Consider the following 21,624-nt stretch of genomic DNA (forward strand, 5'->3'; position numbering starts at 1 on the left):
TCCTGCCTGGTGCCCGGCAGCGGGGTCCGGCCACCCGGCGGATCAGAGCCGGGCCCCGGCCGCACGCAGCTGGGTCACCTGCGCTCCGGTGCCGGCCCGCAGGCCGACACGTGCCCTGCCAACTGCGGCCTACGCACCTCCGCCGGTCGCCGGTCAGGGCAGGATGGCGCCATGACGCTCGCACTGCCCATCGACCCCGAGGCCAACGAACTCGTCAACCGGGATCCGCTGGCCCTGTTGCTGGGGATGGTCCTCGACCAGCAGGTGCCGATGGAGAAGGCGTTCTCCTCGCCGTACGTGCTGGCGCAGCGCCTCGGGCGCGACCTGGACGCCCGGGAGTTGGCCGACCACGACCCGGAGGCGCTGGTCGCCCTGTTCGCCCGGCCACCGGCGCTGCACCGGTTCCCGAAGGCGATGGCGGCCCGGGTGCAGGAGGTGTGCCGGGCCCTCGTCGACCGGTACGACGGCGACGCCGCCGGGCTCTGGTCGGACGTGGGCGACGGCCGGGAGCTGCTGCGCCGGGTCGGTGAGCTGCCCGGCTTCGGCAGGCAGAAGGCGCAGATCTTCGTCGCGCTGCTCGGCAAGCGGTTCGGGGTCACGCCGAAGGACTGGCGGGAGGCGGCCGGCGACTACGGCGACCCGGACGCCCACCGGTCGGTGGCCGACGTCACCGACGCGGACTCGCTGCGCCGGGTGCGCGAGTACAAGCAGCAGATGAAGGCGGCGGCGAAGGCGAAGTCCACCGGGGGCTGACGCAACCGCGCCGTCGTGGCGGTCGTTGTAGCCAGGATGGCGACGACGGGCAGCCGATGACGGACGAACGCGGCGGGCGGTTGCTGCGGCCGGAGGACAGCTCGCCCCGGGCCACCTTCCTGGAGCTCTTCTTCGACCTGGTCTTCGTCTTCGCGCTGACCCGGGTCTCGCTGCGCCTGGTCGAGGGCACCGGAGGCTCCGGCGGGATGCTGCTGGCCGAGATCGGGCGCACGGGCGTGCTCTTCCTGGCCCTGTGGCTGCTCTGGTCGATCACCACCTGGGTCACCAGCCGGTACGAGCCGGAGCAGCCGGTGATCCAGTTCGTCGTGGTCGGGACGATGTTCGGCGCCATGGTGATGGCCGTGGCGTTGCCCCGGGCGTTCGAGGACCGGGCTGCCTCGTTCGTGTTGGCGTACCTGGCGGTGATGCTCGTCCGGCCTCTGATCATCGCCACGGCCCTGCGCCGCCATCCGCGCCGCACGGTCCCGCTGCGGCTCTTCGCCTGGGCCGCCGCGGGGGCCGTGCCGTGGCTGACCGGGGCGGTCGGGCCGGAGGAGCTGCGCCTGCCGCTCTGGGCGCTCGCCGTGGTCGTCGACTTCGCCGGCCTGCTGCTCGGCTGGCCGCTGCCCCGGCTGGGCCCGGCGCGCACCGCCGGCTGGCTGATCGCCGGTGAGCACCTGGCCGACCGGTACCAGCAGATCTTCCTCATCTCGCTGGGGGAGACCATCCTGGTCATCGGGCTGACGTACAGCGGCACGGAGTTCAGCGCCGACCGGGCCGGCGCCTTCGCGACCGCCTTCGCCACCACGGCGCTGCTCTGGCGGATCTACTTCCACCGGGCGGGGCACCTGCTCGCCGAGGCGCTGCGGGTGGCCCGGTCGCCCGGGCGGCTGGGCACCTCCGCCAGCAGCACCCATCTGGTCATCGTGGTCGGCGTGCTGAGCACCGCCGTCGGTTACGAACTGGTGATCGTGCACCCGCACGGCCGGACCGACCCGACCTGGCTGGTCTTCGTCGTCGGCGGCCCGGCGATCTTCCTGGCGGCCCGGGCCCGCTTCGAGTACGAGATATTCGGCCGGGTGTCCCGGTCCCGGGTGGCGGGCCTGCTGGTGTTGCTCCTGCTGGGCCCGGCGCTCACCGTGGTGTCACCGATGGTGGCCCTGGCGCTGGTCGCCGTGGTGCTGGCGGGGGTGGCGTCCGCCGACGCGCGGCGCAGCAGGGGCCGCCCGCCCGAGCCGGCCGCGTCGCCGCTCGGGCACGGCGGGACCGGTGGCGGCGAGTTTCCCGCGCCGTGACGGGGTGGGTCAGGCGGCGGTCGGCCGGGAGAGGGCGGCCAGCGCCCGCCGGACGTCGGCGAGGGAGACCGTGGCCGAGTCGTCCAGGTCGGCCAGGCCGGCCTCGATCCACTGCCGCATGAGCGTGGTGACCCCGATGCCGCGCGCGTCGGCGGCGGCGCGGACCTGCTCGTACGTCTCCAGCGGCAGGCGCACCGAGCGGCTGACCATGGGGGTGTCGGTGTCGGGGGTGGGAAGCTCCACCTGCTGGCTCCCGTCGATCAGCTCCGCGAGCCGGTCACCGCCGCTGTGGAACTGCTTGGTCGCGTCGTTACGGTTCATCGTCACCGCCTCCTCATCGGCGAGATCTCCGCACGGCCTCGTCGTAGCGTTTCGCCTCGACGTCGCTCAGCTCGCGGGCGGAGAGGATGTCCCAGTCGTTGTCGGTGCCGTCGGCCTCGGCGAGCAGCACGGCCAGCCGGCGCCCCCGGCGGGCGGCGGCGTAGACGACCATCACGTCGTCGCCGAGGTGTCGGATCACCCGGCGGGTGCTGTGCAGCGCCTCCCAGACTTCCCCGGGCGTGACGTCGTAGACCCTCAGGTTGGCCAACGCCTCGTCGGTGAAGCTGAACCTGCTGCCCACGGCGCGAGCGTACCACGCAGGTAACACGGGGCCGGGTCGAGCGATTTTCGCTGATCACGCGCCGCAGGTGACAGGATGGGGCGTAACCCCCTCGAGGAGGTCCGTGGTGAAGCGTCAGGCGTACCAGCCGATCCTGATCACCGACGCCTCGCGCAGCCAGGACGACCAGCTCACCAGCCGTCAGAAGCGTTACGTGCTGATGATGGGCATCCGGGTGGCCTGCGTGATCGTCGGTGCCGTCCTGGTCGGCGTGCAGGCCCCACTGCTCTGGCTCTGGCTGCCGATGGTGGCCCTGGGCATGGTGCTCATTCCGTGGCTGGCCGTGCTGCTGGCCAACGACCGCCCGCCCAAGGAGGAGCACCGGCTGGCCAACCGCTTCCAGCCGCGGCACCGGGACGAGACCCCGCCGATGAGCCTCACCGCCGAGGAACGTCCGCACAAGATCATCGACGTCGAGCCCTGATCCACCCCACCCTCCGGCCCGAGGTCAGGGGGAGGGGCGGGCGCCGATCTGGGAGACCGCGAGGGCGCCGAGATCGCCGGCGCGGCCCAGCGCCACCGCCGGCTGCGCGCCGTCGAGCCAGGCGGCCAGCAGCCCGGCCGCGAACGCGTCCCCGGCCCCCGTGACGTCGACCACCGACACCCGGCGGGCCGGCGCCACCGCCACCGAGGCGTCCCGGTCCACCCAGACCGCCCCGGCCTCGCCCTGCTTGACGACGATCCGCCGGGCGGAGGCCGACAGCGCCCGCCCCTGCGCCGCCGGGTCCAGCCCGCCGGCCAGCACCGTCGCCTCGTCGGCGTTGACCAGGAGCAGGTCGACCCCGCGTACCCAGGACAGGAAGGCCGCCGCGCCGACCCGCCGCAGCGGGGCCGCGGAGGCCGCGTCGACACTGGTGGTGAGCCCGCGCTCGCGGGCGGCAGCCAACGCCCGCAGCCCCGCCGGTCGGGACTCGGCGTCCAGCAGGGTGTACCCGGACAGGTGCAGGTGCCGCGCGTCCGGCGTCGCCGTCAGGGCCGCGTCGACGTCCCCCGGGGTCAACCGCAGGTTCGCGCCCCGCTCGGTGATCATCGACCGCTCCCTGGCAGTGGCCAGCACGATGACCGTCCCGGTGGCGCGGTCCGGGCACACCCGCGTCGCGCAGTCGACCCCCGCCCGCTCCAGCTCGGCCACCCGGTCCCGCCCGGCGTCGTCGTCGCCGACGGCGCCGACCAGCGTGACAGGTACGCCCTGCGCGGCGAGCCAGGCCGCGGTGTTGGCGGCCTGCCCGCCGCCGCTGAACCGGATCGCCGCCGGCGTGTCCGACCCGGTGGCCACCGGCCCCGCCAGCACCGCCACCACGTCGGTGATCAGGTCACCGACGACGAGGACGCGGCCTGCGGTCATGCCCCGGCGCGGCGGGCGGCCGCGGCGACGGCGATCCGGGCCGCGAGGTCGGCGTTGCGCAGGATGATCCGGACGTTCACCGCCAGGCTCGCCCCCTCGGTCGCCGAGTGGAAGTGCGCGAGCAGGTAGGGCGTCACGGCCTTGCCGGTCACCCCGTCGCGCTCCAGCAGGGCCAGCCCGTCGGCGAGGGTCCGGTCGTGCAGCTCCGGGTCGAGCTGCTCGTCGGTCGGCAGCGGATTGGCCACGATCAGGCCGCCGTGGTGTGCGCCGTGCTGCTCGCGGGCCGCCAGCACGTCCGCGACCTGCTCCGGGGAGTCCAGCGACCAGTCCAGGTCGAAGCCGCCGTCGGTGATGAAGAACCCGGGGAAACGCCGGGTCCGGAAGCCGACCACCCCGACGCCGAGGGTCTCCAGCCGCTCCAGGGTCGCGCCCACGTCGAGGATCGACTTGACCCCGGCGCAGACCACCGCGATCGGCGTACGGGCCAGGGTGACCAGGTCGGCGGACTCGTCGAAGGTCTGCGCCGCCTCCCGGTGCACCCCGCCGAGGCCGCCGGTGGCGAACACGCCGATCCCGGCGGCGTCGGCCACCGCGCTGGTCGCGGCCACGGTCGTGGCGCCGTCCGCGCCGGTCGCGGCGGCGACGGCGAGATCGCGTACGGAGAGCTTGGCGACCCCGTCGACGGTGGCGAGCCGGGTCAGCTCCGCGTCGTCCAGGCCCACCACCAGCCGCCCGCCGACCATGCCGATGGTCGCCGGGACCGCGCCCGCGTCCCGGACGGCCTGCTCGATCTCGCGGGCCACCCGCAGGTTGTCCGGCCGGGGCAGGCCGTGCGAGACGATGGTGCTCTCCAGGGCGACGACGGGACGCCCGTCGCGCAGGGCGTCGGCAACCTCGCTGCCGTAGCGGATGTGAAAGTCGGTCACGTCACCACCGTACGGCCCCTGTCCGGGCGACCTGAAGTGGACCGGAGCGGGGGTGACCTGCCAGACTTGACGGTCGGAGGTGCAGAAGTGAGCACAGAGGTTCTCGAGCGTCCGGAGCTGAAGGACGCCGACACCGGTCCCGAGATGTTCCACTACGTGCGCAAGGAGAAGATCGCCGAGAGCGCCGTCATGGGCACTTTCGTCGTCGCGCTGTGCGGGGAGACCTTCCCGGTCACCAAGGCCGCCAAGCCCGGCTCGCCGGTCTGCCCGAAGTGCAAGGAGATCTACGACTCCTGGGGCGAGTGAGCGTGGGCGACCCTCCCGGTCGCGCACGTAACCTTCGCCGGTGACCACCTCCACCGCCCTGCTCCTCGCCGACCTCACCGGGGTGGCGGTCTTCGCCGCCTCCGGGGCCTCCGCGGCGGTGGCCAAACGGCTCGACCTCTTCGGCGTCGTCTTCGTCGGCTTCGTGGCCGCGCTCGGTGGCGGGATCTTCCGGGACCTGGCGATCGACGAGGCGCCGCCGCTGGCCTTCGGCGACTGGCGGTACGCCGCCACGGCCGCCGTCACCGCCGCGGCCGTCTTCTGGCTGCACCCCCAGTTCGCCCGGCTGCGCACCACTGTGCTGGTGCTGGACGCGGCCGGGCTGGCGCTGTTCACGGTCACCGGCACGGTCAAGGCCCTCGACGCCCAGGTGCCGGCGGTGGGGGCCTGCGTGATCGGCATGCTCACCGCGATCGGCGGCGGCCTCGGGCGGGACCTGCTCACCGCCGAGATCCCGGTGGTGCTGCGGCGGGAGATCTACGCCGTCGCCGCGCTCGCCGGCTCGATCCTCGTGGTGCTGCTGGACGCCCTCGGGCACGCCAACGCCGGCTGGCTCACGGCCGCGGCGGTCTTCGTCTTCCTGCTGCGCCTGGTGTCGCTGCGCCGCCGGTGGTCCGCGCCGGTGCCGACCACGCGGCCGTCCAGGACGGGCATGCGCGGCCGGCGGGAGTGACTCAGGGCGGCGCTCGTGACCGGGCGCGGGGCGGTGGGACCGGCGTGGCCCGTATGTCGCGTGGGCCCGGCGGGGCGGCGCTGGTTATGCTGGGTCGGCCTTCGCGGCACCCACTGCGCGGAGGCGTTTTCATGGGCGGCGGTACCCGTGGCCCTCGCCCGGGGTCCGCCGTCAGGCGGTCGGAGAGGAGCTTCCCGTGGCGGCCCGGTTGCCGGCGATCGAGACGTTTCCGGCACTGCGCGCATGGCAGCGCAAGGCACTCGTGGAGTACCTGCGTCGGCGGGACCCCGACTTCACGGCGGTCGCCACCCCCGGCGCCGGAAAGACCACCTTCGCCCTGCGGATCGCCGCCGAGCTGCTCGCCGACGGCACCGTCGAGGCGGTGACCGTGGTGGCGCCGACCGAGCACCTGAAGACCCAGTGGGCGCAGGCGGCGGCCCGGGTCGGCATCCAGCTCGACGCCGCCTTCCGCAACGCCGACCTGCACTCCTCCGCCGACTTCCACGGCGCGGTCGTGACGTACGCGCAGGTGGGCATGGCGCCGCACGTGCACAAGCGGCGCACCCTCACCCGGCGCACCCTGGTCGTCCTCGACGAGATCCACCACGCCGGGGACAGCCGCTCCTGGGGCGACGGGGTGAAGGCGGCCTTCGAGGGCGCCGAGCGCCGGTTGATGCTCACCGGGACCCCGTTCCGCTCCGACGACAACCCGATCCCGTTCGTCGAGTACGAGCGGGGCGGCGACGGGCTGCTGCGCTCCCGCGCCGACTCGGTCTACGGCTACGCCGACGCGCTGCGCGACGGCGTCGTGCGGCCGGTGCTCTTCCTGGCGTACTCGGGGGAGACGCGGTGGCGCACCAACGCCGGGGAGGAGTTGGCGGCGCGGCTCGGCGAGCCGATGACCCAGGACCTCGTGGCGCAGGCGTGGCGTACGGCGCTGGACCCGGCCGGCGACTGGATGCCGCAGGTGCTGCGGGCCGCCGACGCCCGGCTGACCGTGCTGCGCAACGCGGGGATGCCCGACGCCGGCGGGCTGATCATCGCCAGCGACCAGCAGACCGCCCGCTCGTACGCGAAACTCATCGCGCAGGTGACCGGCGAGCGCGCGGCGGTGGTGCTCTCCGACGACGTGGGCGCCTCGGCGCGGATCGCGACGTTCGCGGCGTCCGAGCAGCGCTGGCTGGTGGCGGTCCGGATGGTCTCCGAGGGCGTCGACATCCCCCGGCTGGCGGTCGGCGTCTACGCGACCAGCGCCAGCACCCCGCTCTACTTCGCGCAGGCGATCGGCCGGTTCGTCCGCGCCCGCCGCCCCGGCGAGACCGCCTCGGTCTTCCTGCCCAGCGTGCCGCACCTGCTCGGGCTGGCCAGCGAGATGGAGGTCGAGCGGGACCACGTGCTCGGCAAGCCCAAGGAGCGCGAGGGCTTCGACGACGACCTGCTGGAGCGCGCCCAGCGCGACGACCAGGCCAGCGGCGAGCTGGAGAAGCGCTTCGCCGCGCTCTCCGCCACGGCCGAGCTGGACCAGGTGATCTTCGACGGCGCCTCGTTCGGCACCGCCGCCCAGGCCGGCACCCCCGAGGAGGAGGAGTACCTGGGCCTGCCCGGGCTGCTCACCGCCGACCAGGTGGCCCTGCTGCTGACCAAGCGGCAGCAGGAACAGCTCGCGGCCCAGCGCCGCCGGGCCGCCAGGCCGGCTGAGGCGGCCGCTGCGGCGCCCACGGCGCCGCCGGCACCAATGAGTGCCGCCCAGCGTCGGGTCGCCCTACGCCGCCAACTGAACGGCCTCGTGGCCGCCCGGCACCACCGCACGGGGCAGCCGCACGGGAAGATCCACGCGGAGCTGCGCCGCCTCTGCGGCGGCCCGCCGAGCGCCCAGGCCACCATCGAGCAGCTCGAGGAACGCATCGCCACCGTCCAGACCCTCTGACGGCTGTCGACCGGCCCGCCACCGGTGCCCGGTATCGGGCGTGCCGGGCGGGGGAGACGCAAAAGCCGGCCGGAGGCCCCCTCAGGGGGCCTCCGGCCGGCTATGTCGTGGGTTTGCGGATCTCAGTTCGCCATCAGATCGGCGCCACGCCAGCTGAACTCCGGGTCCGTCGCGAACCGCACGGTGATCTTCACGAGATCCTCCGCGTACTTGTTCGCGTGGTGCCCACAGAACACCAGCTCGCTCCCACCCGCCAGAGTGATCCGGAGCTTGCCGGCAGCATTGCAGCGGTCGCACCGTTCATCGGCGGCTGGGGGAGCCACCGTCTCGGGCGGCGGCGTGAGGGTCGGGGTCATCGCCTTCCTCCTCTGGTCGTCACCGATGAACACTCTCTTCGGTCTTTGCTCACCTATCGTGCAACACCCTGTCCCGGCGCTGCCTTCCCTGTGTGCCCGCGGGGGACCGAGGTCACACATGGCAGGGACAGTGTGCCGTGCACCAAGGGTGCCACGTCAACGATCACAATCGTGCAACCGAACGATCACCTTCCGACGTTGCACGCCAGGTGGTCAAAACGACACGTTCGGTTGACGATCGCGATCAGTCCAGGTAGTCCCGGAGCACCTGCGAACGCGACGGGTGACGCAACTTGGACATCGTCTTGGACTCGATCTGCCGGATGCGTTCCCGGGTCACCCCGTAGACCTGGCCGATCTCGTCCAGCGTGCGCGGCTGACCGTCGGTCAGCCCGAAGCGCAGGCGTACCACCCCCGCCTCACGCTCGGACAACGTCTGCAGCACCTGCTGGAGCTGGTCCTGCAGGAGCGAGAACGAGACCGCGTCGACCGCGACCACGGCCTCGGAGTCCTCGATGAAGTCACCGAGCTGGCTGTCGCCCTCGTCGCCGATGGTCTGGTCCAGCGAGATGGGCTCCCGGGCGTACTGCTGGATCTCCAGCACCTTCTCCGGTGTGATGTCCATCTCCTTGGCGAGCTCCTCCGGGGTGGGCTCGCGGCCCAGGTCCTGGAGCAGCTCGCGCTGGATGCGGCCGAGCTTGTTGATGACCTCGACCATGTGCACCGGGATGCGGATGGTGCGGGCCTGGTCGGCCATGGCCCGGGTGATCGCCTGCCGGATCCACCAGGTGGCGTACGTGGAGAACTTGTAGCCCTTGGTGTAGTCGAACTTCTCGACCGCGCGGATCAGGCCGAGGTTGCCCTCCTGGATCAGGTCGAGGAAGGCCATGCCGCGACCGGTGTAGCGCTTGGCCAGCGAGACCACCAGCCGGAGGTTGGCCTCCAGCAGGTGGTTCTTGGCGCGCTCGCCGTCGCGCGAGATCCAGCCCAGGTCCCGCTGCATCTCGCGGGTGAGCTTCTCCTCGCCCTCGTCGGCAGCCCGCAGCCGCTCCGCGGCGTAGAGCCCGGCCTCGATCCGCTTGGCCAGCTCCACCTCCTGCTCGGCGTTGAGCAGCGGGACCTTGCCGATCTGCTTGAGGTAGGCCCGGACCGAGTCTGCGGAGGCGGTCAGCTCCGCGTCGCGACGCGCCTGCTTGAGCGCCTCGGACTCCTCGTCGTCCCACTCGAAGTCGTTGTCGCTGGCCGAGTTGGCGGCGTCGGTCTCGGCGGCGCGGGTCAGCTCCGCCGGCTCCTCGACGACCACGTCCTCGATCGCGGCGGCGAGCTCCTCCGGGTCGATGTCGCCCTCGGCGCCCTCGCCCTTGGCCTTGCCGCCGGCCTTGGCCGGCTTGGCGCCGGCCGCCGCGACCGTCGCCTTGGTGGCCCGGGTCGCCTTGGTCGCCTTCGCGGGCGCGGCGGCCTTGGCGGCCACCTCGGCGGTGGTGCCGGTGGCCTTGCGCGGGGCGGCCTTGCGCGGGGCCGGCGCCGGGGCCTCGTCCGCGGCGGGCGCCTGCTTCGGGGCGGGCGCGACGGCCTTCTTGGTGGTCTTGGCGGTGGTGGCCCGGGACGCGGGAGTGGCCGATCGGGCGGCGGCGACGCGGCGGCGGGTGCTCGCCGAGCCGTCGACCACCACGGTCACTCCCGCCTCGGAGAGCGCCCGCAGGATCTTCTTGGCCTGGGCCGGAGTCACCTCGGCGGACTCGACGGTGCGCGCGAGCTGAGCCGACGTGAGCTGGCCGCCGGCGCTCTGCGCGTGGGCGATCAGAGTGTCGGTGAGCGAGCGAACGTCGGCGCCGGTCTGGCGGGGTTCTGTCACGAATGACCTTCCGGAGGCGAAGAGCGAGCACGGCCGGGTCGTCCGACGCAGAGCGGGGCACCTTGCCGGGCGATGTGGTTGAGGGACCCCCGTGTCCCGGGCCGGCCGGTCGTTGGCGGTCCGTCGCAGCGTGGGCAGGGGTGAATTGTAACGCCGTCTGCGGCGATCATCCCGCGCCGCACGGCGGACCGGCGGCGGGGACCGCCGATTCGACGTAGATGTGGACTTTGTAAGGATGGTACAGCGCGTGACCCGGAACACCCCGGCCGTGCGGGAAGGGGACGAACGATGGATCGCTCGGCGCCGGCGGAACTGCTGGACATCGCGGTCGAGGTGGCCCGGGACGCGGCCGCCACCGCGTACCGGATGAGGGTCGAGGGCGTGTCGGTGGCGGCCACCAAGAGCACGGTCACCGACGTGGTGACCGCCGCCGACCGGGCGGTCGAGCGGCAGGTGATCGACGCGCTGCGCCGGCTGCGGCCGGGCGACGCCGTCCTCGGCGAGGAGTACGGGGCGGGGGAGACCGGCCCGGTCGCCCCCGGCGGCGTCCGCTGGATCGTGGACCCGATCGACGGCACGGTCAACTACCTCTACGGGATCCCGCACTGTGCGGTGTCGCTCGCCGCCGAGGTCGACGGCGAGGTGGTCGCCGGGGTGGTGCGCAACGTCAGCACCGGCGAGGAGTGGACGGCCACCGCCGGCGGGGGCGCCTGGCGCGACGGCGAGCGGCTGCGCTGCTCCACGGAGACCGATCTCGGCCAGGCGCTGGTCGCCACGGGATTCGGCTACGACCCGGGGCGCCGGGCGCACCAGGCCCGGGTGGTCGCCGAGCTGATCCCGCACATCCGGGACATCCGTCGGTTCGGCGCCGCGGCGCTGGATCTCTGCCTGGCGGCGGAGGGGCGGGTGGACGCCTACTACGAGAAGGGGCTCGCGGCCTGGGACCAGGCCGCCGGTGCCCTGGTGGCGACCGAGGCCGGGCTGCTGGTCGCCGGGCTGGGCGGGCTGCCGGCCGGCCCGGACCTGGTGATCGCCGCGCCGGCGGCGCTGTTCAAGCCGCTGCACGACCGCCTCGCGGACCTGGACGCCTCGGGCGGTCCCTGACCGGCCGGCGCCGTGCCCCCGGCGGGACCGGGGGCACGGCGTGGTCAGTCGTCCTCGGACATCGGGCAGGACTCGGCCGGTGCGACCGGCGCGCCGAGGTCGCCCAGGGACTGGTTGACCTCGGTGGTGGTGGCGAGCTGCTGGAAGCCGCCGCCGAGCACCACGTCGACGACGTCGTCGGTGCGCTTGGCGTCGTAGTCCCACTCGGCGTTGTCGAGGAAGTACGCCCGCAGCAGGTGCGCCGAGCCGACGCCCTTCGGGCCGTAGCGCAGGACCGCGATGTCGTCGATGTGCTTCTTCTCGTTGCCGACCTTCTTGACCTGGAACTTACGGTTGCGGAAGTCGTCCGCGACGGTGCTGGCCCGACCCGCTTCGTCGGTCGCGTTGTAGACGTTGATCTTGACGTCCTTGGGTTCCCGCAGGGTCACGTCGGCCATCGGCCAGCCCTCGGGGCAGCCTCCGGCGAGGCCGGCGCTGCTCTGGGTGTCGCGGACCAGTGCGACGACCACGAAGACGAGGGCCAGCACCGCCAGCAGGCCGACGACAACGAGTGCTCGCACTCGTGCAAAGCTCATCAGGGTGCTCCCCGGACAGTGGGTGGGTGGTGGCGGCCGCCGGTGGTCGGGCCGCCCCGCCGGCCGTCGAGTACGCCGCTGAGGTTAACGGTTGTCCGGCCGTCGCGTGGAAACAGCCGGACATGCCGGCGCGCCATCCGGGAACCGGGTAGTACTACCCCTATCTTCGTGTCGCCTGAGTCACATTGGGAACAACTTCGCGTGCGGGGGCGTACATCTCAGCCACGAGGGCGGTATACATGCCTCGCCAAATGGGGGGGTATGGTTCCGCGCTCGTCGGGTGTTCCTTGGGGATGCCTCCGTCCGTGCTGTCTTCGGGTCGGGTGACCGACACAAGTGGTGGCCGGCCAGCGGAACCGAAACAGCGTCGTCCGGCGTTACAACCGGAAGCGACAACATCGATATGGGAGAGTGAAACCGATGGCCACCGACTACGACGCCCCGCGTCGCGACGAGGTCGACCTCGGCGAGGACAGCCTGGAAGAGCTCAAGGCCCGACGCGTCGACTCACAGTCGGGCGCCGTGGACGTCGACGAGGCCGAGGTGGCCGAGAGCTTCGAGCTGCCCGGCGCCGACCTGGCGGACGAGGAACTCACGGTCAAGGTGCTGCCGATGCAGCAGGACGAGTTCCGGTGCGCCCGCTGCTTCCTGGTGCACCACCGCAGCCAGTTGGCGGTCGAGCGTAACGGCGACCTGATCTGCCGCGAGTGCGTCTGACACCGTGCGTCCGCACCAGCGGCGGCTCCCTCGTCGGGGCCGCCGCTGCCCGAGTCGCCGTGCGGCATTCCCGGGGACCTGCTTGACTCGTTGACGGGTGACCGTCATGACGACGTCGGTCCATTCGGGAGGTCGGTCCATGAGCGAGCGGAGCGAGTCCGGCGGCACGCGTGGCGCGGACCAGGGCCGCGCCGACGGCGCGGACGACCCCGTCGCGCGGGACGACCATGCCGACGCGGTGCCCGCGCGCGGCACGGACGAGCTGGGTGCCACCGTCGCGGCCCTGACCGCCGACGACGTCGAGCCGGCGCGCCGGCGGCAACTGCTCGGCCGGCTCGTCGGGCAGGCGCGGGCGCGTGGGCTGACCGACCTGTTCAAGCCGAAGAGCGCGGTGCGCTGGATGGTCGACACGGTCGCCGAGGTCGCCCCGCACGTGCCCGTACGCGACCTGGCCACCCTGCGCCGGCACTTCGACGGCCTGGACGGCGAGGCGTTGGCCGAGCGGCTGGTCCGCAACGCCGCGCGGACGACGGCCGGCATCGGCGCCGCCGGCGGGGGAGTGGCGGCGGTCGAGTGGGCGGTCGCCCCGACCCTGCTCTCCGCGCCGGTCCTGCTGGCCGCCGAGACGGTCGCCGTGGTGGCGGTCGAGCTGAAGCTGATCGGCGAACTGCACGAGGTCTACGGGGTCCCGGTGCCGAGCGGCGGCACCCAGCGGGCCGTCGCGCTGGTGCAGTCCTGGGCCGGCCAGCGGGGGATCAACCCGATGATGCCCGGTGTCGGGGTGGGCGCCGTGCTGGGCACCGCCGCGCGCAAGGAGCTTCGGGACACGCTGCTCAAGCGCTTCGGCCGCAACCTGACCACCCTCGGGCCCTTCCTCACCGGGGCGGCGGTGGCCAGCTACCTCAACCGCCGGGCCACCCGGACCATGGCGGACCAGCTCCGCAGCGACCTGCGTCGCCAGGCCAAGGCCCTGCCGGACGCCCCGCCGGCCCTCCCCGGCGTCCGCTGAGCGGGCAACCGGCACCGAACACGGGCAGGGTCCCGAACGCCGCCGGACAGCGTCGGAGCGAACGGGCAGCGGCCGGACGGACAGCGCCCGGGCGGCCGGGGCCCGAGCGGAGGGACCGGCGTCGGGCAGCGGGACGGCGCGACCGGGCGCCGGACGAACTCAGGCCCGGGCGGCGTCGCGGGCGGCGAGGAGCGCCTCGGCCAGCTCGACCGGGTGCCGGGTGCTGACCACCCAGAACGGGGTGGGGTCGGCCGGGTCGTCGAGGACCACCTGCACGGCGCCGGGGATCCACGGCCGCTGCACCACGAACGCCAGCGGGTCGGCGCCGACCCCGAGCACCTCACGCCGGCCGGCGGCGTCCAACGGGACGACGTCGGCGACGAACCGGACCGGCAGCCGGGCGTCGTCCACCCGCAGCTCGTCGTCGCGTACGGCGATCCGGATCCGGCCCAGCCAGGCCAGGCCGGCGACGGTCGCCGGGAGCAGCACGACGAAGGGCAGCCAGGCGCGGACGCCGGGGGCGCCCATCCAGACCTCGAGGGCCAGCAGCGTGGCCGCAGCCAGGCCACCCAGCCACAGCCACCAGGGCAGACCGAGCCGCTCGGCGTGCTGCGGGGGCACCGCCGCGGGCGGCGCCGGGGACGGCGAGGATGGTGACAGGCTCACTCCTGCGAGGGTACGGCGCACGACGGGCGACGGAACCGGCAGGATGGCAGGGTCACCCCAGGAAACGGACGGAAGAGGAGAACCGTGACCGACGTCGTACCCGTGCCCGTACGGCAGCTCGACCCCGAGCTGCCGCTGCCGGCGTACGCCCATCCCGGCGATGCCGGCGCGGACCTGGTGGCCGCGGCGGACGTCGAGTTGCCACCCGGCGGCCGGGCCCTGGTCCCGACCGGCGTGGCGATCGCGTTGCCCGAGGGGTACGTGGGCCTGGTCCACCCCCGTTCGGGGCTCGCCGCCAGACTCGGCGTGACGGTGCTCAACGCGCCCGGTACGGTCGACGCCGGCTACCGGGGTGAGATCCTGGTCAACCTGATCAACCATGATCGGGAGACACCGGCGAAGATCTCCCGTGGTGACCGCATCGCGCAGCTCGTCGTGCAGCGGGTGGCGCGGGCGGACTTCCGGCCGGTTGCCGAGCTGCCCGCGTCCCGGCGCGGGACCGGCGGCCACGGCTCCACGGGCGGCCACGCCGGCCTGGTGCCGTCCCCGGCGGACGGCGGGCAGGACGCGGCCCCGGAGGCACCGGACGGACGGCGGTCGCCGGACGTGCGACGGGAAGAGCGGGACCGGGCAGGCGGCCGGACGGAAGAGGTGGCAGGGTGAGAGCGAACAGCGGAGGGTTGGCGCAGTGATCTTCTCCCGGAAGCGGGACAGTGCCGGACGGCACGCCCGTGACGAGCGGACGACCGAGGTCCTCGACTCGCACGAGGAGTCGACCCCGGCCCGCGGCCCGTACGACATCTCCGAGGCGCCCGAGGGGGTGCAGCGGCTCGACCTGGGCAGCCTGCACATCCCGGCGGTGCGGGACGTCGAGGTGCGGGTGCAGGCCGACCCGGAGGGCGTGATCCAGCAGGTCGTGCTCGTGCACGGTCCGAACGCGCTCCAACTCGGCGTCTTCGCCGCGCCGCGCTCCGAGGGCATCTGGGACGAGGTGCGCGAGGAGATCCGCCAGTCGCTGTTCAACGACGGCGCGGCGGCCCAGGAGGTCCAGGGCGAGTACGGCACCGAGCTGCACGCCCGGGTGCGTACCCCGGACGGGCTGACCGCCCTGCGGTTCGTCGGCATCGACGGGCCGCGCTGGATGGTCCGCGGCGTCTACCAGGGCGAGGTGGCCACCGACCCGGCCGCCGCCGGCCCGCTGGCCGAGTGCCTCGACGGCCTGGTGGTCGACCGGGGCCAGGAGGCCAAGCCGGTGCGCGAGCCGCTGCCGCTGCGGCTGCCCCGCGAGGTGGCCGACCAGGCGGGCACCGAGGCACCGGCCGACGGCAACCCCGCGCCCGCGCCCCGCGAGGCCTGACCGACCGTCACGACGCGCCGGGACCGGCCCCGTCGGCGTACGCTGGCGGGACGGTTCCGGCGTCGTCGGGGTCGTCCCGGGTGCCGGCGACGCGTCGGCCCAGCGTGGAGAGGGTGACGCGGAGGTCATGTCGACCGACGAGGGCCGGGGTCCGCTGCGCCGCATGCTGCGACGGCTGACGGCGAGCGAGGCGGAGATCGAGGCGCAGGAGCTGCGCCGGGAGAGCGCCGAGCACGGCGGTGTACCGGCCGGGCAGTGCATGCGGGGCCAGGTGGTCTCGGTGGCCGGTCGGCTGCGTACGGTCGTCTACACCCCGCGGACCAACCTGCCCACGCTGGAGGCGGACCTCTACGACGGCAGCGACGTGGTCACCCTGGTCTGGCTGGGCCGGCGGCACATCGCCGGGATCGAGCCCGGCCGGCACCTGACCGCGCGCGGCCGGGTGGCGGTGCGCGACGACCGCAAGGTCATCTACAACCCGTACTACGAGCTGGAACCGCCGAAGTGATCCGGTGGCCGCGGCGGACGGAAGGCGTGCGATGACGACGGGACAGCACCGGGCGGCACAGCCGGAGAGCGACCCGCAGGGCGAGGAGCCGCTGCCCACCCTCGCCGAGCAGATGGCCGACCAGCTCGGCGGCTGGCGGGGCCTGGTCGAGTCCAGCATCCCGGTGGTCGTCTTCGTGCTGGCCAACATCATCGGCGAGCTGCGGCCCGCCGTGATCGCCTCGGTGGCGGTGGCCCTCGCGATCGCCGGGCTCCGGCTGGCGCAGCGCCGCCCGGTCCGGCACGCGGTCAACGGGCTCTTCGGCGTCGCCGTCGGCGCCGCGATCGCCTGGCGCACCGGCGACGAACGCGACTTCTACCTTCCCGGCATCCTCTACGGCATCGGCTACGGACTGGCCCTGCTGCTCTCGGCGGCGCTCCGGCAGCCCCTCGTGGGGTGGATCTGGTCGGTGCTGGTGGCCAAGGGCCGCTCGGAGTGGCGCGACGATCCGCGCCTGGTACGCACCTTCACCGGGCTCACCGTGCTGTGGGGCGTGGTGTGGCTGGCCAAGGTGGGCGTGCAGGCGGGGCTCTACCTCGCCCACCAGGACACGGCGCTCGGCGTGGCGCGGCTGGTGCTGGGTTACCCGCCGTACGTGCTGCTGCTGCTGATCACGGTCTGGACGGTCCGCCGGGTCACCCGGGAGGCGGAGTCCGAGGCGCTGCCCGGCGGCTGAGACCGCCGCCTCAGCGCTGCTCGCGGGTGCGCTCGACGCTGTCCGCCCCGAGCACCACCGCGCGGACCGCGTCCTCGACCTCCGCCGTGCACACGAAGATCAGCTCGTCGCCGGCCTCCAACGGGTCGTCCGGCGTGGGCACCAGCACCCGCTTGCCGCGCAGGATCGCCACCAGCGCCGAGTCGCGGGGCAGCGGGACCGCGCGCAACGGCTCCCCGACGTACGGGGCGGTCGGCGGCAGGGTGATCTCCACCAGGTTCGCCTCGCCCTGCCGGAACGTCATCAGCCGGACCAGGTCGCCGACGGTGACCGCCTCCTCGACCAGGGCCGCCATCACCCGCGGCTTGCTCACCGCGACGTCGACGCCCCACTGCTCGGTGAAGAGCCACTCGTTCTCGGCCCGGTTGACCCGGGCCACCACCCGGGGCACCGCGAACTCGGTCTTGGCCAGCAGCGAGACCACCAGGTTGACCTTGTCGTCCCCGGTGGCCGCGACCACCACGTCGCAACCGGCGATGTCGGCCTCCTCCAGGCTGGCCAGCTCGCAGGCGTCGGCCAGCACCCAGTCGGCGGCCGGCACCCGGTCGGGGCGGAGCATCCTGGGCTGGCGCTCGATGAGCATCACCTGGTGGCCGTTGTCGATCAGCTCCTGCGCGATCGAGCGGCCCACGTTGCCCGCGCCGGCGATGGCGATGCGCATGCTCACAGCCCTCCTTCCGGCGGCGCCGCCGCCACCGACGTGACCGTCTCCGCGATGTCGTCGGTGACCAGCATGAAGAGCTGGTCGCCCTCCTGGACGACGCTGGAGCGGGTCGGCAGCGTGCCGATGCCGAAGCGGATCAGGTACGCCACCCGGGCCCCGGTCGCCCCCTCCAGGGCGCGTACCGGCCGGCTGACCCAGTCCTTGTGCACCGGCACCTCGATGATCGACACCGTGCTCGTCGGGTCGCGGAAGATCTCCACGTTCCCCTCCGGCACCAGGTGCCGCAGCATCCGTTCGGCGGTCCACCGGACGGTGGCCACGGTGGGGATGCCGAGCCGCTCGTAGACCTGCGCGCGGCGCTGGTCGTAGATCCGCGCCGCCACCCGGGACACGCCGAACGTCTCCCGGGCGAGCCGGGCCGAGATGATGTTGGAGTTGTCGCCGCTGGAGACGGCCGCGAAGGCGTCCGCCCGCTCGATGCCGGCCTGCCGCAGCACCTCCCCGTCGAAGCCGGCCCCGGTGACGGTGATCCCGGCGAAGTCCGGGCCGAGCCGGCGGAAGGCGTCGGCGTCATGGTCGATGACCGCGACCGAGTGCCCCCGGGACTCCAGGCTGTAGGCGAGGGTCGAGCCGACCCGGCCACAACCCATGATCACGACATGCACCGCGTCCCTCCTCAAGGTGCGCCACACCGGCCGGTGAGCGTGCCGTCTGCGAGCCTGCCACGTTCCCGGCGCGAGTGCGGACCGACGGTACTCCGCCGGTCCGCCCCGCCGCGCTCGACCACCCCACGACGCCCACCCGGCTGGTCGTACGCTTGGCCGTTGTGGCCAGACCCACCTCGCTGCTGAAGCGGCTGCTCCTCGGTCGACCGTTCCGGTCCGACCGGCTCAAGCACACGCTTCTGCCCAAGCGCATCGCGCTGCCCGTGTTCGCGTCCGACGCGCTCTCCAGCGTCGCGTACGCGCCCGACGAGATCCTGCTGACCCTCTCCATCGCCGGCGCCTCGGCGTACTTCTTCTCGCCGTGGATCGCCCTGGCCGTCGTGGTGGTGATGCTCACCGTCGTGGCCAGCTACCGGCAGAACGTGCACGCCTACCCCTCGGGCGGCGGCGACTACGAGGTGGCCACGGTCAACCTCGGACCCCGGGCGGGGGTCGCGGTGGCCAGCGCGCTGCTGGTGGACTACGTGCTCACGGTCGCGGTCTCGGTCTCCTCCGGGGTGGCCAACTTGGGCTCGGTGGTGCCGTTCGTGGCCACCCACAAGGTGCTGATCGCGGTGACCGCGGTGGTGCTGCTCACCGCGGTGAACCTGCGCGGCCTGCGGGAGTCCGGCACGGCCTTCGCCATCCCCACCTACGGCTTCATCATCGTGATGGTCGGGATGCTGCTCACCGGCCTGGTCCGGGTGTTCGTGCTCGGCCACGACCTGCGCGCGCCCAGCGCCGGCCTGGAGATCCAGGCCGAGCACAGCGTCACCGGCTTCGCCCTGGTCTTCCTGCTGCTGCGCACCTTCTCCTCGGGCTGCGCGGCGCTGACCGGCGTGGAGGCGATCTCCAACGGGGTGCCGGCGTTCAAGGCGCCGAAGAGCCGCAACGCGGCCACCACGCTGCTGCTGCTCGGCACCATCTCGGTGGCGATGCTGGTCGGCATCATCTGGCTGTCCCGCCTCACCGGCCTGCAGTTCGTCGAGGACCCGCGGCTCCAGATCATCTCCGGCCCCGAGGGGTACGTGCAGAAGACCGTCACCACTCAGCTCGGGGAGACGGTCTTCGGCTCCGGCTCGGTGCTGCTCTTCGTGGTCGCCGGGGTCACCGCGCTGATCCTCTTCCTCGCCGCGAACACCGCGTTCAACGGCTTCCCGGTGCTCGGCTCGATCCTCGCGCAGGACCGCTACCTGCCCCGGCAGCTGCACACCCGCGGCGACCGGCTGGCCTTCTCCAACGGCATCGTCTTCCTGGCCGTCGCCGCGATCGTGCTGATCGTCGGCTTCCAGGCCGAGGTGACCAAGCTCATCCAGCTCTACATCGTGGGCGTCTTCGTCTCGTTCACGCTCTCCCAGGCCGGCATGATCCGGCACTGGAACCGGCACCTGAGGACCGCGCGGGACCCGCAGGCGCGCCGGCGGATGCTCCGCTCCCGGGCGATCAACACCTTCGGCATGGCGATGACCGGCGCGGTGCTGATCGTCGTGCTCGTCACCAAGTTCCTGCTCGGCGCGTGGATCGCCATCGCCGCGATGGCGATGATCTACGTGCTGATGCTGGGCATCCGCCGACACTACGACCGGGTCGCGGCGGAGCTGACCCCGCCGGACGAGGGCCGCGCCGTGCTGCCCGCCCGCAACCACGCCGTCGTGCTGGTCAGCAAGCTGCACAAGCCGACGCTGCGGGCGATCGCGTACGCCCGGGCCACCCGGCCGGACACGCTGACCGCGGTGACCGTCAACGTCGACGAGAAGGACACCCGGGAGTTGCAGGCGGAGTGGGAGCGGCGGGACCTGCCCGTCCCGCTGACCGTGGTCGACTCGCCGTACCGGGAGATCACCCGCCCGATCCTGAACTACGTGGCCGGCGTCCGCCGGGAGTCGCCGCGCGACGTGGTCACGGTCTTCATCCCGGAGTACGTGGTGGGGCGCTGGTGGGAGCACCTGCTGCACAACCAGAGCGCGCTGCGCCTGAAAGGCCGGCTGCTCTTCGAACCGGGGGTGATGGTGACCAGCGTGCCGTGGCAGCTCGCCTCGACCGCCGGCAAGGACCTGGACCGGCTGGACGCCACACTGAGCCGGGGGCCGGCACGCGGCCCCCGGGTCGCGCCGCGCGGCACCCTGCCGCCGAGCGTCCCGCCCGTCGTGTCCGCGCCGCCCGGCGAGAGCGGCCAGAGTGGTGGAGGTGAACGGTGAGGGCGCACGGTAACGACCGGGGGCTGGAGGAGGCCGAGCGGGTCGAGCTGACCGTGGGGGCGGTCGCGCCCGGCGGGCACTGCGTCGCGCGGGTGGACGGCCAGGTGGTCTTCGTCCGGCACGCGCTGCCCGGCGAGCGGGTGGTCGCCGAGGTCACCGAGGTGCACAAGGGGTTCGTCCGGGCCGACGCGGTGAGCGTGCTCGAGGCCGCCCCGGACCGGGTCGAGCAGCCCTGCCCGTACGCGAAGCCGGGCCGGTGCGGCGGGTGCGACCTGCAACACGTCGCCCCGGCCGCCCAGCTCGACTGGAAGGCGGCGGTGGTGCGCGAGCAGCTCACCCGCCTCGGCGGGCTCACCGAGGCCGAGCTGGACGCCCTCGGCGTCCGGGTCGAGGCGCTGCCAGGCGGGCCGCTCGGCTGGCGCTCCCGGGTCCGCTACGCCGTCGACGGGGCGGGCCGGGCCGGCCTGCTCAAGCACCGCTCGCACGAGGTGGTCCCGATCGACCGCTGCCTGATCGCCCACCCGGCGATCCGCGAGCTGCCCGTGCTGGCCCCAACCGGGGCGCGCTGGCCGGACGCGGACGCGGTCGAGACCGTCGCCTCCACCGGCGGGGACGTGGCCGTGACCGCCGTCGCCGACGGGACGCCCCGCACGGTGAGCGGCCCGGACCGGGTCCGCGAGGTGGCCACCGGCCGGGAGTGGACGCTGCCGGCGTCGTCGTTCTGGCAGGTCCACCCGGCCGCCGCCGACACCCTGGTCGACGCCGTGCTGGAGCTGGTCGACCCGCGCCCGGGGGAGCGGGCCTGGGACCTCTACGGCGGGGCGGGGCTCTTCGCCGCCGCGCTCGCCGGCCGGGTCGGCGACGCGGGCCGTGTCACCCTGGTCGAGTCGGCGGCGCAGGGCGTCGCCGCCGCCCGGGAGAACCTGCGCGACCTGCCCCGGGTGGAGGTCGTGCCGGCCCGGGTGGAGACCGCGCTGGCCCGCCGCCGGATCACCGGCCCGGTCGACGTGGTGGTGCTCGACCCGCCGCGCTCCGGCGCGGGCGCCCGGGTGGTGCGCGACATCGTGGCCGCCGGTCCCCGCGCGGTGGCGTACGTGGCCTGCGACCCGGCCGCCTTCGCCCGCGACGTGCGCACCTTCGCCGGGCTGGGCTGGCGGCTGACCGTGCTGCGCGGCTTCGACCTGTTCCCGATGACCCAGCACCTCGAGCTGGTCGGTCTGCTCCTGCCGCCCGACGGAGCCGCCCGCTAGCCT

Annotated in this window: 25 protein-coding genes; 15 read left to right on the forward strand and 10 right to left on the reverse strand. The window is 73.7% G+C overall.

The window, feature by feature from the left end; translation table 11 throughout:
* Positions 1-171: 171 nt before the first annotated feature.
* Positions 172-753 (forward strand): HhH-GPD-type base excision DNA repair protein, encoded by a 582-nt coding sequence (locus ACLQ20_RS26360; protein ID WP_327030879.1) that lies wholly within the window; start codon positions 172-174, stop codon positions 751-753.
* 56 nt (positions 754-809) lie between these two features.
* On the forward strand, positions 810-2,048 hold the full coding sequence (locus tag ACLQ20_RS26365; protein WP_425857967.1) for a low temperature requirement protein A: 1,239 nt from the start codon (positions 810-812) through the stop codon (positions 2,046-2,048).
* Between the two features lie 9 nt (positions 2,049-2,057).
* Here the strand turns inward: ACLQ20_RS26365 and ACLQ20_RS26370 are convergent, their stop codons facing one another.
* Together ACLQ20_RS26370 and ACLQ20_RS26375 are read right to left on the reverse strand one after the other, a co-directional pair.
* A complete protein-coding gene (locus ACLQ20_RS26370; protein WP_132233013.1) occupies positions 2,058-2,369 on the reverse strand; it encodes a hypothetical protein in 312 nt (103 codons plus the stop codon).
* Between the two features lie 13 nt (positions 2,370-2,382).
* On the reverse strand, positions 2,383-2,670 hold the full coding sequence (locus ACLQ20_RS26375; protein WP_225851882.1) for a hypothetical protein: 288 nt from the start codon (positions 2,668-2,670) through the stop codon (positions 2,383-2,385).
* Positions 2,671-2,776: 106 nt separating this feature from the next.
* On the opposite strand from ACLQ20_RS26375, the gene ACLQ20_RS26380 reads away from it, so the two are divergent.
* Positions 2,777-3,133, forward strand: coding sequence for a DUF3099 domain-containing protein (locus ACLQ20_RS26380; protein WP_151452442.1), 357 nt, complete (start codon positions 2,777-2,779; stop codon positions 3,131-3,133).
* Positions 3,134-3,157: 24 nt separating this feature from the next.
* Here ACLQ20_RS26380 and ACLQ20_RS26385 read toward each other — a convergent pair whose 3' ends face one another.
* Both ACLQ20_RS26385 and ACLQ20_RS26390 read right to left on the reverse strand, forming a co-directional pair.
* Positions 3,158-4,054, reverse strand: coding sequence for a carbohydrate kinase family protein (locus tag ACLQ20_RS26385; RefSeq protein ID WP_425857968.1), 897 nt, complete (start codon positions 4,052-4,054; stop codon positions 3,158-3,160).
* Positions 4,051-4,980, reverse strand: a complete 930-nt coding sequence (locus ACLQ20_RS26390; RefSeq protein ID WP_358116959.1) for a pseudouridine-5'-phosphate glycosidase — start codon at positions 4,978-4,980, stop codon at positions 4,051-4,053. Before ACLQ20_RS26390 ends, ACLQ20_RS26385 begins: the two co-directional genes overlap by 4 nt.
* 87 nt (positions 4,981-5,067) lie before the next feature.
* On the opposite strand from ACLQ20_RS26390, the gene ACLQ20_RS26395 reads away from it, so the two are divergent.
* From ACLQ20_RS26395 to ACLQ20_RS26405, 3 genes are all read left to right on the forward strand, one after another.
* The gene (locus tag ACLQ20_RS26395) at positions 5,068-5,286 is read left to right on the forward strand and encodes a DUF3039 domain-containing protein (RefSeq protein WP_089001394.1); all 219 of its coding nucleotides are present in this window, start codon (positions 5,068-5,070) and stop codon (positions 5,284-5,286) included.
* A gap of 40 nt (positions 5,287-5,326) precedes the next feature.
* A complete protein-coding gene (locus ACLQ20_RS26400; protein ID WP_151452445.1) occupies positions 5,327-5,977 on the forward strand; it encodes a trimeric intracellular cation channel family protein in 651 nt (216 codons plus the stop codon).
* Positions 5,978-6,173: 196 nt separating this feature from the next.
* Positions 6,174-7,904 (forward strand): DEAD/DEAH box helicase, encoded by a 1,731-nt coding sequence (locus tag ACLQ20_RS26405; RefSeq protein ID WP_327030882.1) that lies wholly within the window; start codon positions 6,174-6,176, stop codon positions 7,902-7,904.
* 122 nt (positions 7,905-8,026) lie between these two features.
* Here ACLQ20_RS26405 and ACLQ20_RS26410 read toward each other — a convergent pair whose 3' ends face one another.
* Together ACLQ20_RS26410 and ACLQ20_RS26415 are read right to left on the reverse strand one after the other, a co-directional pair.
* Positions 8,027-8,260, reverse strand: a complete 234-nt coding sequence (locus ACLQ20_RS26410) for a DUF7455 domain-containing protein (RefSeq protein WP_074474066.1) — start codon at positions 8,258-8,260, stop codon at positions 8,027-8,029.
* 244 nt (positions 8,261-8,504) lie between these two features.
* Positions 8,505-10,115 carry an RNA polymerase sigma factor gene (locus ACLQ20_RS26415; RefSeq protein ID WP_151452447.1) on the reverse strand — a complete coding sequence of 537 codons (1,611 nt, stop codon included), beginning with the start codon at positions 10,113-10,115 and terminating at the stop codon, positions 8,505-8,507.
* A gap of 288 nt (positions 10,116-10,403) precedes the next feature.
* Here ACLQ20_RS26415 and ACLQ20_RS26420 point away from each other — a divergent pair, with 288 nt between their 5' ends.
* Positions 10,404-11,219, forward strand: coding sequence for an inositol monophosphatase family protein (locus ACLQ20_RS26420; RefSeq protein ID WP_151452448.1), 816 nt, complete (start codon positions 10,404-10,406; stop codon positions 11,217-11,219).
* Positions 11,220-11,263: 44 nt separating this feature from the next.
* Here the strand turns inward: ACLQ20_RS26420 and ACLQ20_RS26425 are convergent, their stop codons facing one another.
* Positions 11,264-11,779 (reverse strand): LytR C-terminal domain-containing protein, encoded by a 516-nt coding sequence (locus tag ACLQ20_RS26425; protein WP_192581217.1) that lies wholly within the window; start codon positions 11,777-11,779, stop codon positions 11,264-11,266.
* Between the two features lie 435 nt (positions 11,780-12,214).
* Here ACLQ20_RS26425 and ACLQ20_RS26430 point away from each other — a divergent pair, with 435 nt between their 5' ends.
* Together ACLQ20_RS26430 and ACLQ20_RS26435 are read left to right on the forward strand one after the other, a co-directional pair.
* The gene (locus ACLQ20_RS26430; protein WP_013284790.1) at positions 12,215-12,511 is read left to right on the forward strand and encodes a DUF4193 domain-containing protein; all 297 of its coding nucleotides are present in this window, start codon (positions 12,215-12,217) and stop codon (positions 12,509-12,511) included.
* 139 nt (positions 12,512-12,650) lie between these two features.
* Positions 12,651-13,520 carry a hypothetical protein gene (locus ACLQ20_RS26435; RefSeq protein ID WP_425857969.1) on the forward strand — a complete coding sequence of 290 codons (870 nt, stop codon included), beginning with the start codon at positions 12,651-12,653 and terminating at the stop codon, positions 13,518-13,520.
* A gap of 159 nt (positions 13,521-13,679) precedes the next feature.
* On the opposite strand, the gene ACLQ20_RS26440 is transcribed toward ACLQ20_RS26435, so the two are convergent.
* Positions 13,680-14,180: a DUF3093 domain-containing protein gene (locus ACLQ20_RS26440; protein WP_192581218.1), complete on the reverse strand. Its 501-nt coding sequence runs from the start codon at positions 14,178-14,180 to the stop codon at positions 13,680-13,682.
* A gap of 90 nt (positions 14,181-14,270) precedes the next feature.
* Here ACLQ20_RS26440 and dut point away from each other — a divergent pair, with 90 nt between their 5' ends.
* The 4 genes from dut to ACLQ20_RS26460 all read left to right on the forward strand — a co-directional run bounded on the left by dut (position 14,271) and on the right by ACLQ20_RS26460 (position 16,766).
* The gene (dut, locus tag ACLQ20_RS26445; protein ID WP_421457898.1) at positions 14,271-14,849 is read left to right on the forward strand and encodes a dUTP diphosphatase; all 579 of its coding nucleotides are present in this window, start codon (positions 14,271-14,273) and stop codon (positions 14,847-14,849) included.
* A gap of 25 nt (positions 14,850-14,874) precedes the next feature.
* The gene (locus ACLQ20_RS26450) at positions 14,875-15,543 is read left to right on the forward strand and encodes a DUF3710 domain-containing protein (RefSeq protein WP_151452451.1); all 669 of its coding nucleotides are present in this window, start codon (positions 14,875-14,877) and stop codon (positions 15,541-15,543) included.
* 127 nt (positions 15,544-15,670) lie between these two features.
* A complete protein-coding gene (locus tag ACLQ20_RS26455) occupies positions 15,671-16,051 on the forward strand; it encodes an OB-fold nucleic acid binding domain-containing protein (RefSeq protein WP_151452452.1) in 381 nt (126 codons plus the stop codon).
* A 31-nt stretch (positions 16,052-16,082) separates the two neighbouring features.
* Positions 16,083-16,766: a DUF3159 domain-containing protein gene (locus tag ACLQ20_RS26460; protein ID WP_151452453.1), complete on the forward strand. Its 684-nt coding sequence runs from the start codon at positions 16,083-16,085 to the stop codon at positions 16,764-16,766.
* Positions 16,767-16,776: 10 nt separating this feature from the next.
* Here ACLQ20_RS26460 and ACLQ20_RS26465 read toward each other — a convergent pair whose 3' ends face one another.
* Together ACLQ20_RS26465 and ACLQ20_RS26470 are read right to left on the reverse strand one after the other, a co-directional pair.
* The gene (locus tag ACLQ20_RS26465; RefSeq protein ID WP_132233250.1) at positions 16,777-17,466 is read right to left on the reverse strand and encodes a potassium channel family protein; all 690 of its coding nucleotides are present in this window, start codon (positions 17,464-17,466) and stop codon (positions 16,777-16,779) included.
* A 2-nt stretch (positions 17,467-17,468) separates the two neighbouring features.
* Positions 17,469-18,134: a potassium channel family protein gene (locus tag ACLQ20_RS26470; RefSeq protein WP_151452454.1), complete on the reverse strand. Its 666-nt coding sequence runs from the start codon at positions 18,132-18,134 to the stop codon at positions 17,469-17,471.
* Positions 18,135-18,295: 161 nt separating this feature from the next.
* Between ACLQ20_RS26470 and ACLQ20_RS26475 the strand changes: the two genes are divergently transcribed.
* Both ACLQ20_RS26475 and ACLQ20_RS26480 read left to right on the forward strand, forming a co-directional pair.
* Complete coding sequence (locus ACLQ20_RS26475; protein WP_151452455.1) at positions 18,296-20,371, forward strand: APC family permease; 2,076 nt, start codon at positions 18,296-18,298, stop codon at positions 20,369-20,371.
* The gene (locus ACLQ20_RS26480; protein WP_425857970.1) at positions 20,368-21,621 is read left to right on the forward strand and encodes a class I SAM-dependent RNA methyltransferase; all 1,254 of its coding nucleotides are present in this window, start codon (positions 20,368-20,370) and stop codon (positions 21,619-21,621) included. The genes ACLQ20_RS26475 and ACLQ20_RS26480 overlap by 4 nt, the downstream gene beginning before the upstream one ends.
* Positions 21,622-21,624 lie beyond the last annotated feature (3 nt).

The sequence above is a fragment of the Micromonospora sp. DT46 genome (assembly GCF_049841735.1).
Lineage (GTDB): Bacteria > Actinomycetota > Actinomycetes > Mycobacteriales > Micromonosporaceae > Micromonospora > Micromonospora reichwaldensis.

Coding starts and splice junctions, on each gene's coding strand:
- ACLQ20_RS26410 (WP_074474066.1), bottom strand. CDS start 8,260: ATGACCCCGACCCTCACGCCGCCGCCCGAGACGGTGGCTCCCCCAGCC.
- ACLQ20_RS26370 (WP_132233013.1), bottom strand. CDS start 2,369: ATGAACCGTAACGACGCGACCAAGCAGTTCCACAGCGGCGGTGACCGG.
- ACLQ20_RS26385 (WP_425857968.1), bottom strand. CDS start 4,054: ATGACCGCAGGCCGCGTCCTCGTCGTCGGTGACCTGATCACCGACGTG.
- ACLQ20_RS26465 (WP_132233250.1), bottom strand. CDS start 17,466: ATGCGCATCGCCATCGCCGGCGCGGGCAACGTGGGCCGCTCGATCGCG.
- ACLQ20_RS26460 (WP_151452453.1), top strand. CDS start 16,083: ATGACGACGGGACAGCACCGGGCGGCACAGCCGGAGAGCGACCCGCAG.
- ACLQ20_RS26360 (WP_327030879.1), top strand. CDS start 172: ATGACGCTCGCACTGCCCATCGACCCCGAGGCCAACGAACTCGTCAAC.
- ACLQ20_RS26365 (WP_425857967.1), top strand. CDS start 810: ATGACGGACGAACGCGGCGGGCGGTTGCTGCGGCCGGAGGACAGCTCG.
- ACLQ20_RS26435 (WP_425857969.1), top strand. CDS start 12,651: ATGAGCGAGCGGAGCGAGTCCGGCGGCACGCGTGGCGCGGACCAGGGC.
- ACLQ20_RS26455 (WP_151452452.1), top strand. CDS start 15,671: ATGTCGACCGACGAGGGCCGGGGTCCGCTGCGCCGCATGCTGCGACGG.
- ACLQ20_RS26420 (WP_151452448.1), top strand. CDS start 10,404: ATGGATCGCTCGGCGCCGGCGGAACTGCTGGACATCGCGGTCGAGGTG.
- ACLQ20_RS26430 (WP_013284790.1), top strand. CDS start 12,215: ATGGCCACCGACTACGACGCCCCGCGTCGCGACGAGGTCGACCTCGGC.